At 39.4% G+C, this 12,124-nt stretch carries 10 protein-coding genes; all 10 read right to left on the reverse strand.

What is annotated here, in order from left to right:
• Positions 1-16: 16 nt before the first annotated feature.
• Positions 17-1,492, reverse strand: coding sequence for a glycoside hydrolase family 5 protein (locus JOC76_RS21300; RefSeq protein WP_205180801.1), 1,476 nt, complete (start codon positions 1,490-1,492; stop codon positions 17-19).
• Positions 1,493-1,512: 20 nt separating this feature from the next.
• Positions 1,513-3,111 carry a glycoside hydrolase family 43 protein gene (locus tag JOC76_RS21305; RefSeq protein WP_205180802.1) on the reverse strand — a complete coding sequence of 533 codons (1,599 nt, stop codon included), beginning with the start codon at positions 3,109-3,111 and terminating at the stop codon, positions 1,513-1,515.
• Between the two features lie 5 nt (positions 3,112-3,116).
• Positions 3,117-4,472 (reverse strand): glycoside-pentoside-hexuronide (GPH):cation symporter, encoded by a 1,356-nt coding sequence (locus JOC76_RS21310; protein WP_372441988.1) that lies wholly within the window; start codon positions 4,470-4,472, stop codon positions 3,117-3,119.
• A gap of 358 nt (positions 4,473-4,830) precedes the next feature.
• Positions 4,831-6,828 carry a YjhG/YagF family D-xylonate dehydratase gene (locus tag JOC76_RS21315; RefSeq protein WP_205180804.1) on the reverse strand — a complete coding sequence of 666 codons (1,998 nt, stop codon included), beginning with the start codon at positions 6,826-6,828 and terminating at the stop codon, positions 4,831-4,833.
• A 157-nt stretch (positions 6,829-6,985) separates the two neighbouring features.
• A complete protein-coding gene (gene gucD, locus JOC76_RS21320) occupies positions 6,986-8,449 on the reverse strand; it encodes an alpha-ketoglutaric semialdehyde dehydrogenase GucD (protein WP_205180805.1) in 1,464 nt (487 codons plus the stop codon).
• Positions 8,446-9,348: a fumarylacetoacetate hydrolase family protein gene (locus tag JOC76_RS21325; protein ID WP_205180806.1), complete on the reverse strand. Its 903-nt coding sequence runs from the start codon at positions 9,346-9,348 to the stop codon at positions 8,446-8,448. The genes gucD and JOC76_RS21325 overlap by 4 nt, the downstream gene beginning before the upstream one ends.
• A gap of 296 nt (positions 9,349-9,644) precedes the next feature.
• Positions 9,645-10,484: an aldo/keto reductase gene (locus JOC76_RS21330; protein ID WP_205180807.1), complete on the reverse strand. Its 840-nt coding sequence runs from the start codon at positions 10,482-10,484 to the stop codon at positions 9,645-9,647.
• Between the two features lie 47 nt (positions 10,485-10,531).
• Entirely contained in the window at positions 10,532-11,380 is an 849-nt protein-coding gene (locus JOC76_RS21335; protein WP_205180808.1) for an NAD-dependent epimerase/dehydratase family protein, read from the reverse strand.
• A 167-nt stretch (positions 11,381-11,547) separates the two neighbouring features.
• Entirely contained in the window at positions 11,548-11,829 is a 282-nt protein-coding gene (locus JOC76_RS30155) for an MATE family efflux transporter (protein ID WP_239557870.1), read from the reverse strand.
• A 9-nt stretch (positions 11,830-11,838) separates the two neighbouring features.
• Positions 11,839-12,090, reverse strand: a complete 252-nt coding sequence (locus tag JOC76_RS30160) for a hypothetical protein (protein WP_239557871.1) — start codon at positions 12,088-12,090, stop codon at positions 11,839-11,841.
• Positions 12,091-12,124 lie beyond the last annotated feature (34 nt).

A 12,124-nucleotide genomic window follows, 5' to 3' on the forward strand; every position in this document is an offset into this window, starting at 1 on the left:
TTATGACATCAACTTTTTATAGTGTTACTTCTTTTTGTGTATGTTTTTTTAAAACATTCAGCAAACCTTCATTGATCTTGCAGTTTTTAAAAGCAAAAGATTGCATTATCAGGTCGATTTCTTCTTCTGAAAGATCTTTGAAAATTTTCGCATACTCAGGTTGAATCAAAGCTCCCGCATAAATGGTCAAAATCGATTGTGAAAGTGCGGCAATATTATTGCCATGATTAATATCCGGGCTGTTAATAACTTCCTCAAAATGGGCAGCTAACTCCTCAACTGACTGTCTAGCTTTAAATCCTGGAAGCCATATCATCCAATCATCTGTATTAAGAGCAAACTTCAGTTTGATGATGGAAAATATTCTCTTCATATATTCCGATTCCGAATCGAGTGTAACCAGTCCCATTACTCCAACATCTTTATAAGTCCATGTCGTCCAGTGGGCGCCAAATTTCTCAAAAATATCAAGTTGATCATCCATTGCTTTTAAACGGTCTGGTATTTCATCTTCTGGTCCATTATATACCGATCCAAACTCTCCTACCCAAAGAGGAACATTATATTTTTCCGAAAATTGTGTGCCTTGATGATTGTTAAATACCTCAACCTGGACATCTTTATCCCAATACTTGCCACTTTCAACGCGAGCTGTTTTTGCATCGGCTACACCAGGGTAAGGCCCAGGCCCAAATCCTGCAGCAGTATAGTTATGACTACTGTATACCAGGTTATCAGCGAAAGGAGCTTCTAATCCATCAAATAGCTTAGAGTAATTATCCCCTTCAAGGAAAATGATATGATCCGGATCAATCTTACGAATAGCTTCCACTACACGCCTGTAGATACGATTCATCCTTTCCCAATCAGGTTTATAGTTCCCGAAGAAAGTATGCGGGAAATCTCCGTGAGGCGCATTAACACATGGTTCGTTCATTACATTGTATCCTGCAATAACCTCTCTCCCATTGTAACGGCGGGCAAACTCTTCCCATAATGCCACATATCTGTCTTGATAAGTTTTGTCATGCCAAAAAAAGCTGTGTCTAACATCATTGTCCGAATGCCAATGGGTGTTTTGAAAGCCCTGTACAGCATGAAGGTCCAAAATAACGTACAGACCCTGTTTTTCACATAAATCGATTATTCGGTCCAAACGCTTAAAACCAGATTCTTTGTAAACAAACGGGGATTCATCGTCCTCAAAATGTCGATAATTTAAGGGGATGCGAATGGTGGTTGCTCCCCAGCTTTTGATAAACTTAATATCATCTTCACCAAAGAAGTAATGCAGCATTCGATCGAACAAAAACTCTGCTTTTTCTTTTCCGATTACATCGGCAACAGTATGACGGAGTGCATGCTCCGTGCCTGTATAGCCGTTGATAAAATCTTCCATATTCATCCAGCCACCAATACATGTACCGCGTAGCTGAACCGATTTTCCAGTTGAATTAATGATTTTATTTTCTTTGACTTGCAGTAAATCCATTTGTACCACCCTTTCCTGCTTTAGAGCTCTTTATATTGGAAATAATCAAAATCTGCAGCTTTTCTTGCCCCGCTTGTATCTTGACAATGCATGCCTACAAATGCCCCGGTAAATCCATTGGCATGTTCATCTGACAAATTGTAAGATTCAAAGAGTCCAGGAATTTCTATCCATGTTTCATTGTCAAAAGAATAATAATATTGATAAGTATGTTCTCGAACTTTCACTTTGAAATGGACATATTCCACTGTTTCAGGGACCTGAATCTCCGCACCCTGGAGTGGCCTAGAGAAGGAAATATGATCTCGGATAACCAGGTCAATAATTCTTCCTTTTTCTTCATTCCAGGTAACTTGGACGGATGTCCAATTTTCCGTATCGTAGTAACATACCAATCCTGCGGCCTGCTGGAATGTATCAGGTTTAAAGAAAACTCCTGTACTGGCATCAAAGTTAAAAGCCTGCCAACGTCTTGCAACCAGCGCCTGTGTAAACAGGGATGTAAGTGACTCTCTGCCATACAGCCGCAAATTCCCAGGTCTGTCTGTCAATGACATAATTTCATCTGTTAATGGGATTCGTAATGATTGGAAGTGATGATTCAAAATCGGACTATTAAAATCATCTACCTCGTCATAATCTTTTTCCCATTTTACTTCTTCCAGATTCGGCGCTTCCACCTCAAGCGAACCTTGTTTACCGCCGACAACATACGGCCAGCCGTTTCTCCATTCTAATTTTTGAATGGCGGTCTCTCTTCCTAGCGGACAAAAACCCCGATTATCGAGAATAGGTTTTTGATTCTGCGGCAAGGTTCTTCCTGTTAAATGCACCATATACCATTCATTGGTTTGTGTTTCAACGAATGCAGCATGTCCGCATTTTTGCAGTGGATTTCTTGGGTCATGCCAAGAAGAAAGCAATGGGTTATCCGGATGTAGCACATAAGGTCCTTCGATCTTTTCGGATCTAGCCAATGTAGCAGCATGTCCATACCATGTTCCGCCTTCTGCTGTAACCAAGTAATAATACCCGTTAATTTTATATAGATTTGGACCTTCCGTATACGCAAGATCTGTTCCCGTAAAAATTACTTTCGGCTTTCCAATTAAGCGTTTTTCTGCATCAGAGTATTCCTGCAGAACAATCGTACAAGGAGAATCATTACGAGTTCTTTGGTCCCAATTCCTGTTAACCACATACTTTCTTCCATCATCATCTTGGAATAAAGAGGGATCAAAGCCCGAACTATTCAAAAAGATGGGCTCGCTCCACTCTCCGTCAATGGTCTCACAAGTAGTGAGATAATTATGAACATCCCGCCATGCACCGAATTTAGTCTTCATATCCGAATAAATCAACCAGAATTTCCCACCAGAATAAGACAGGCTTGGTGCCCAAACCCCTCCGGAATTTGGGTTGCCCTTCATGTCAAGAAGAGAAACACGATTTAACGGACGGGAAACAAGATGCCAGTTAACCAAATCTTTTGAATGGTGAATTTGTACGCCCGGAAACCATTCAAACGTAGAAGTGGCAATATAATAGTCATCCCCGACCCTGCAAATGCTAGGGTCGGGATTAAATCCTTTTAAGATCGGATTTTGAATCTTTATCATTTCAATCAACCTCTCGAAGATAACTCAGCAAGAACACGCTTATGTTCTTTTTCATCCAAATTATAGAAATAAATTGCAAATAACTCGATCGCGACAAACACTGCCGGGATTACTGATAAAGTTAGTAAAATTCCATGTAAAGCAGCTGGTGTTTGCGCGTGGTTAGCAATATAGCCGAAATTGGATAAAAGAATCCCTGGAACAATACCGCCAATAGCCATACCAAATTTGAAGAAGAAATTTACAAGAGCATAAACGACACCGCTTGCACGCTTACCAGTCTTATATTCACCAAAATCAATTGTTTCTGGAATCAATGCCCAAACAAAACCACCACATGTAATCGTGCCAATTGCTTGAATGATTCTTGCGATAAATACGCCAGTAACCATCGTTGAAGGAATTAAGAATAGTCCCACTAAACCAATAAATTTTAAAGCTAATGATAAGAACAGCAATTTTTTCTTACCGATAAATTTGTACATTACCGGGATTAATGGCATTAGGATAAGTGCAGGAAGCGTTCCCATTAATCCGTACCATTTTACTAAATCAGGTCTGGCTACATTATATGTAACATAATAGATACCAACTGAGTTAATGATTGAGTTTACACCAAAGTTAAGAATAAAGAAAATGCATACAAGAATAAGAGGACGATTCACTCGTAATTGCGTAAAAATGTCCTTAAAGCTAACTTTGGATTCTGCTTCAGAAACTTGAACTCTTTCTTTTGTGTTTAAGAAACATACAATCAACAAAATAGCTCCGAGAATTCCCATCAATGACATTGTCATCTGCCAGCCTGTACTCGTTTTCCCTGTTGCATGTGTGAACAGTGCAGCTAAGGCAGGTACACCAAAGGAAACAATCATTCCTCCTCCATTTGAAAAAAGCATCCTGACAGAAGTTAAACTAACAATCTCTTTATTATCTCGCGTAATGGCAGAAGTAAGTGCTGCATAAGGAACGTTTATAGACGAATACGTAATGGATAATAAGATATAAGTAATATAAGCATAAACTATTTTTCCAGTATCAGAGAATCCAGGTGTTGTAAAGCAAAGAATGGCAACGATTGCAAATGGAAAAGCACCATATAAAAGGTAAGGACGGAATCTCCCATATTTTGAATTTGTTTTATCAACAACAGTCCCAATAAGTGGATCAATCACAGCATCGATACACCGAACGATTAAAAACATAAAGCCTGCTGCTGCTGCTGATATTCCAAAAATGTCTGTATAAAAAAATAATAGATAACTGCTTACAGTTTGATAAATGAAGTTACAGGCCAAATCACCAGTTGCATAACCAACTTTTTCTTTGAAACTAATTTTTTCAATAAAATTATTTGTCAATTGCTTAGCAGTACTAACTCCCATTTGAATCCTCCTCTTAAGGTATAAAATGCGTGTTGAAAGTGCTTTCACCATAGATCAAAAAAATTTTGTTGAGTTTAAAAAGTATCTTTTTTCACCCCTTAAATTATTATTTTAGAATAATCCAAACTTAGTTTGTGTTTTAAATAAACTAAGTTTGGATTAATAATAACATAGTTTATTTCATTCTTAAAGGCATTTTTTTAAAAATTATAAAAATAATTAGTGAGATTGATTTTATCCTCAAAATAATCTAGAAATCCCATCCATCCGATCATGAACGGGATTCCTACATGAGATCCTTCTTAGTCAAAATCGAATGAACATCTTTGATTAGTTAAGCAAGAGAACCTTCGCTATTCTTCACTTTTAATACTTCTTCTCCAGCTTTCAATACTTCAATGATTCGATCTACGTCGTAGATACTACCGCGCCATGTGCCTCCGCTGACCGATTGTAGAGCAGCCCAAAGCCTTGTATCATCAGGAAGCTGAGGTGACGGCTTTACATTTGGGTTAACGGGTCTCTTTGAAAGGATGGCACTTCCTTCTTCAGGTGTAACCTCGTTCTCAAGTGTTCCGATAAATTGAAGATGTCCTTCTAATTCCTTTGTATTTATATAGACCTCGATTAAATCTCCAGTCTTTAATTTCCCAATTGGACCGTCTGCAAGACCTTCAGGACCGACATGGCCGATGCAAGCTCCTGTTGAAACACCTGAAAAACGAGCATCAGTTAGCAACGTCACATGTTTTCCAAAAGACAAATGTTTCAAGGCAGAAGTAAGTTGGTAGGTTTCCTCCATACCTGTTCCAAGCGGACCGCATCCAGTAACAACCATAATATCCCCTGCAAAAATCTCACCATTTTTAATAGCTTTGATGGCTTCATATTCACTCGTAAACACTTTTGCTGGGCTCTTATGATAGTAGACACCATTTTCATCAATTTTTTCAGGATCAATTGACGCAGATTTTATAATAGATCCTTCTGGTGCAATATTTCCAGTTGGGAACGTCAATGTCGAATGCATGCCGCGTTCTGCCGCTACACTTGGAGGCATGATAACGTCACCCGCATCAACATTGTCCTGTTCCTTTAGGATTTGCTTCATTTTTTTGCGGCGCTCAGAATGTTCCCACCAGTCAAGATTTGCGCGGAGTGTCTTACCTGTTACGGTCATAACATCCAAATCCAATAACCCTAAATCACGCAGATGAAGCATAACCTCTGGAACTCCGCCAGCCAAGAAGGCGCGAATCGTTGGGTGGTGAACTGGACCGTTTGGTAAAACGCTCACCAAGCGAGGAGTGGTCTTATTGACTTCAATCCAATCCTCTACAGTTGGAATATCACATCCGGCAGCATAGGCAATGGCTGGGATATGAAGAAGAAGATTCGTTGACCCGCCAAATGCAGCATGAACAACCATGGCATTTCGAATTGCTGCATTTGTCACGATATCCTTTGTCGTAATTCCTTGTGCTTCAAGATTAATAACAGCACGAGCAGATTGTCTGGCCATTTCTTTCCAAACATCTTGTCCAGATGGAGCTAAGGCGGCATGCGGGACAGAAAGACCTAATGCTTCACTGACGACCTGAGCGGTTGCCGCGGTTCCTAAGAATTGACAGCCTCCACCAGGTGTTGCACAAGCCCTGCAGCCAAGTTCAGCAGCTTCCAATAGACTTAATTCATTATTGGAGTACCGTGCTCCAATCGTTTGAACTTTTCCCGCATCTTCCCCATATGTTGGAGGAAGGGTAACACCTCCAGGAATTACAACCGTTGGAAGGTCATGCATGGAAGCGATTGCAATCATCATCGCAGGTAGACCTTTGTCACAGGTAGCAATCCCGATTGTCGCTTGACGAGTTGGCAGTGATCGAATTAAGCGGCGAAAGACCATTGCTGCGTCGTTCCGATATGGAAGGGAATCAAACATTCCGGTTGTTCCTTGGGATCTGCCATCACATGGATCACTTACATAGCCAGCAAATGGAATTCCCCCATGCTTACTGACTTCCCTTGCTGCTTCCTTCATTAACAAATCGACTTCCCAATGGCCTGTATGATAGCCCAGGGCAATCGGATCACCATTTGTATCTTTCATTCCACCTTGCGTACTTAAAAGGAGGACTTGTTTGCCGTTTAATTTTGTTGGTTTCCAACCCATGCCTACATTTTGAGTCATTCCAAAAAGGTTGCCACTCGGCTCTTCTCGCAACATTCGATCGGTAAGCGGCAGTTTTCCTTGTGGGCCATGTGCTTTTGTTTTTATGGAAAAAATGTCTGGGTTATTTCCGTTCATTAGCTGTTCGACAGAATGATCCATTATTTTGTCTCCTTTTTAGCGCAAATATGAATCTATAAAATTCACAATCTTAACTTTTTAGGCTGTGTTAAATTTGGCTGTTGATATCTGCTCCAATCAACTTGGTTAAAAAATCAACAATAGCTTTAACACAGCCACATATTAAAATACTTCCGAATTAACCTTTAATAAAGACCGTTTTAGTGGTTGTAAAGAATTCTTTCGCTGCCTCTCCTTGTTCTCGAGAGTGTGAGCTGGATGCCTTCATTCCGCCGAATGGAGCTTGCAGTTCTACGCCGGCTGTTTCGTAGTTGACACGGACAAGGCCAGCATCGATATCATCAATAAAGGTAAGCATTTTGCTGATATCCTTTGTAAAAATGGAAGCACTTAGACCAAATTCAACATCATTGGCAACCTCGATTGCTTCTTCAATGGATTCAACTTTCATAAGAGCCAATACAGGTCCAAAAATTTCTTCTTGGGCTATTATCATGTTGGTAGTAACATTGTCAAATACAGTTGGATTCACATAGAAACCTTGTTTTAACTCCTCAGACTCCGGAGAATCGCCGCCAATCAAAATTTGTGAACCCTCTTCAATCCCTTTTTGAATGTAATACTTTACGGTATTGTATTGGTCTTCAGATGCACAAGGTCCCATCCATGTATCAGCATCCAAGCCATTTCCAACTTTAATCGTTTTCACTGCTGCAATTAATTTTTCCTTAAATTCTTCGTAAACACCACTTTGAACGATTACACGGCTGCTGCAAGTACATTTTTGGCCGGTAGATTTTAATCCACCGCTTAAAACAGCTGCAACAGCTTGATCAAGGTCAGCATCATTGGCAATAATGATCGGGTTTTTCCCGCCCATTTCAAGCTGATACTTAGCACCGCGTGCGGCAGCAGTTTGGCCAATTTGTTTTCCTACTGAATTTGAACCTGTAAATGTGATAACAGCAACATCTTGGTGTTCAGCAAGCCCCTGTCCAATAACAGAACCTTTACCCGTAATCAAGTTAATAACCCCTTTAGGGAAGCCAGCCTGATTAAAACACTCGATCACTTTAGCAGCAGTCACTGCTGCTTCAGTAGCCGGCTTAAGAACAACCGCATTTCCATAAATCAAAGCAGGTGCTACTTTCCAAATCGGAATCGCAACAGGGAAATTCCATGGTGTAATCGCTCCCACAACACCTAAAGGAACGCGCTTGCTAAATTGAAGGGCCGTGCCATCTGATGCAGGTATAAGATCACCCATCTTTCTCATGCCTTCACCGGCATAATAGCGCAAAATAGCAACGCCGCGTGCAGTTTCGCCTTTTGCCTCTGTCAAGGTTTTTCCCATTTCTCTTGTCATTGATTCCGCTACTTCATCCAGATTTTTTTCAAGAATATCGGCAGCTTTAAATAAAAGATTGCCTCTCTCTGTTCCGGACAGTTTTCTCCATTCTTTTTGTGCCTGCTTGGCAGCTTCTACAGCTTCATTTAAATCTTCTCTTGTTGAGCTTTGGACATAACCTACAACTTCCCGGTTGGCAGGATTGATGCTTGCCAATGTTTCATCTGAAGAGCCTGCTTGCCAGCTGCCATTGATATAGTTTAAAAATGTTTTTATTGGTGATAAAGTTGTCATCTGTATACTCCTTCTAGTTTAACGGGATTTTGAACTTGAACTGGGTTCCGCAAGATGCCGATTCCAGAAATCTCAATTTCAATCACATCGCCATCTGCAAGCGTAAAATCCTCAGATGGAACTATGCATGTACCGGTTAACAATACAGTTCCGTCAAACACCTCATTATCTCGGCATAAATACGTGACTATCTCATCATATTTTCTTTTTAATTGGGATGTATTAGCACTATCTTCAAACAATTTTTCATTATTGCGATAGATTCGACAAGTAATCTCAAAATTATATGGATCATCCACCGTCTCAGCTAAACGAATGCTAGGTCCAATTGAACAAGAGTTTTTCCAAATTTTTGCCTGAGGCAGATATAACGGATTTTCACCCTCGATATCGCGGCTGCTCATGTCATTCCCAATCGTATAGCCAATAATGTCACCGTTGCGGCTCAAAACCAGGCCTAGCTCCGGTTCAGGGATCTGCCAGTTGGAATCTGTTCTGATATAAACAGGTGTATCCGGACCTATCGTTCTATGGAATGTTGACTTCATAAATAACTCCGGTCTTTCGGCCTCATATACTTTGTCATAAATGGACTCATGTGTGGTTGCTTTTGATTCTAGGTTTCTGGCTACCTTGCTTTTTAGATAAGTAACTCCAGATGCCCAAACTTCTTCCGGACGGATAGGTAAAATCAACTGAAGTTCTTCCAATTTTTCTTCTATTGGCAGTGAATCTATAATGGACTGTTGAACTAGAGATAAGCAGCCCTGTTTTTTAGTTTCTGCTTCTTTCATAAGGTCTAAGAAACTTTTATAAGGTAAAAGATAGACCTCACCACTGTCTGTCAGTGCAGCAAGTTGCTCCATTTTTTGTTCTGATTTAAAACATATAATTCTCATAAAGAAGACATATCCCCCTTTTCTATAAACAATTTCGCAATTTTAGAACTTTCTTAATATTAACTTATCGCAATTCTAATTATAGAGCCTTCAACTTAGTTTGTCTACTGAATAAACTAAATATATAACTTTTATACCCTTTTTATTCTCTGACCTAGTAAAAAACGGCTTAACGAAGGTAGCCGCCTTTAAATTAACGCAATTCTATTATTCATGGATACAGACTTTGATTGTAATATCTGATTTACTCAAAGGGCGAAAATACTGCCATCCCGCCTTTAATTAATATGGTTTACTTATTCTTTATTAAATTCATCAGGATCTGCAAACTGGCGTTTCTCCTGATTGAGAGAGTTTATTTTATCCATGTCTTCTTGTGAAAGCTCAAAATCAAAGACATCTGCATTTTCAGCGATACGGTGAGGCTTTGTGGATTTTGGAATCGTTACTACCCCAGTTTGTAAATCCCACCGGATAATGACCTGTGCTGTTGATTTATTGTATTTATTTGCAATCTCAACCAGCACAGGCTCATCAAAAAGCCCCCCTTGCATTAGTGGAGACCATGCTTCAAGCTGGATTCCATGATTTTTACAAAAATCATGCAATTCTTGTTGATTAAAGCGCGGATGGTATTCTACTTGATTGACCATTGGTTTGATCTCACAGTTTTCGATAATATCCTGAAGGTGATGTACTTTAAAGTTACTTACTCCAATGGCACGAACTCGTCCATCCTTATAAAGTTTCTCTAGTGCTTTCCATGTTTCTACATACTTCCCTTTAGAAGGCAGCGGCCAGTGAATTAAATAAAGATCTAAATACTCTAATCCCAGTTTTTTCATGCTTTCATCAAATGCAGCTAATGTAGATTCATAGCCATGGTTCGCATTCCATAGTTTTGTCGTAATAAACAATTCTTCACGAGGAACGTTTGATTCGGCAATAGCTCTGCCAACGCCCTCTTCATTACGATAAATCGCTGCTGTATCGATGCTTCGATAGCCTGCTTCAAGAGCTGCTTTTACAGAACTAACAACTTCTTCTCCATCCTTTACCAAGAAAACGCCTAAACCTAACCAAGGCATTTTCACACCATTGTGTAATGTTGTCGTACTTTGTAAACTTTTCAACATAGATCATCTCTCCTTAATCAAAATTATTATTCTATAAAAAATTGAATTTAAAGCGTCACATAATTTCTCCACTGATGTACAGGCTGCCAATTTAATAACTTCTTAGCTTTTTCATTGTTTAATAATGATTCAAAACCATTTAATTCTTTGCGGAAATCTTTTACCGTTGGATAACAAATTTCCATAAGCTGTTTGCTTGGAATATCCATACTCGTATCATCTGCAGCTATATTAAGTGCAACTGAGCCAAGCCCATCCGTTTCAACAGCCAATCTATAAGCAGTTGCCGCATCTCTTGTATCAATGTAGCTCCATAAAATGGTTTTACGCTGTTTGGGGTCATGAATAAAACCAGGGAAATTTTTATACATTTCCGGAGATATAACATTTCCCAATCTAAATGACACAACCTGCATACCTGTTCTTTGATGAATCATATCTGCTGTTTTCTCGTTCACAATTTTCGATAAACCATAGCTTTCTTCCGGTAATTGAGGGTGTTCTTCATCCATTGGTACATATTGAGGTTTTAAGTCTTGCTTTGAAAAACAAATGCCATAAGACGATTCACTCGAAGAGATAACTGCTTTTTTAATCCCTAGTGTCCCAGCAACTTCCAAAATATTGTAAGTGGACATCACGTTATTTTTAAAGGTCACTTCGTTTGGATGCGAGTAAGCAACCGGAATAGCGGCAAGGTGTACAACTGCATCAGCACCTGCTAATACCCCGTATACTTCACCAAGATTAGTTAAATCTGTAATAACCGTTTGACAAAGCGCTTCTTTTTGATGTTTAAGATCTGCATTAACCACGTTGTAACCATGATCAATAAATTCTTTGATAACTGCTGAACCTAGAAGTCCACTTCCACCGGTTATGACAACCTTTTTCATCTTATTTCCTCCCATTCTCTTTGTCTCTTATTACTTTGTTTGTTTATCAGATAAACTATATTGGTTTTATGATATCATATTACTTTTTATTAAGCTAATATATTACCTTATTATCTGTGCTAAAGGCATATATCTTCAGACTGCGAAACCAGCTAATTGGCTTTTGTTTATTTCATGTACCATTTTGTTGACTCAATTTTATCATAGTTGAAACAATGACATAAATCCCATCCAAGGTACACAGTTACCATTCCAAAGCGCTTTCCTTCCAATCGCCGACCTCTACCTATTTCCTGTCCAATCCCTACAGTGGCAGTCGCTCCAAATCCGTTCGATGGCATAAAGCCAAAGGAAAGAATATTTAAAGCAATTTGATTTGCAGCAAATGCCACTGTCCCGAGCCGGGTTATATAGCTGGTAAACACCAACATTCCTAAACTATTGGACAATTCTGTAACTCAAAGCTTCATACTTTCTACTAACAACAACCAAATTTGCCGAGCTTCAATAGGCACCCATGAACAGGTAAAAAAAGTGTCGTTTAGAAATTTATTATGGACAAGGGGATTAAGAAGAAGTGTGATTCCTTCAGCGGCCACCATACACCAGCCCGCTCCTTGCAAACCCAAATCTGGAAAACCCGATTTCCCATACACCAGGGCATAAGTTAAAAAGACCACCAAGGCACTATTAATAATAGAAATATTCATTGGAGTCTTTGTGTTACCTATAGCTCTCATATAA

This window comes from Neobacillus cucumis, assembly GCF_016908975.1.
Classification (GTDB): Bacteria; Bacillota; Bacilli; order Bacillales; family Cytobacillaceae; genus Neobacillus; species Neobacillus cucumis.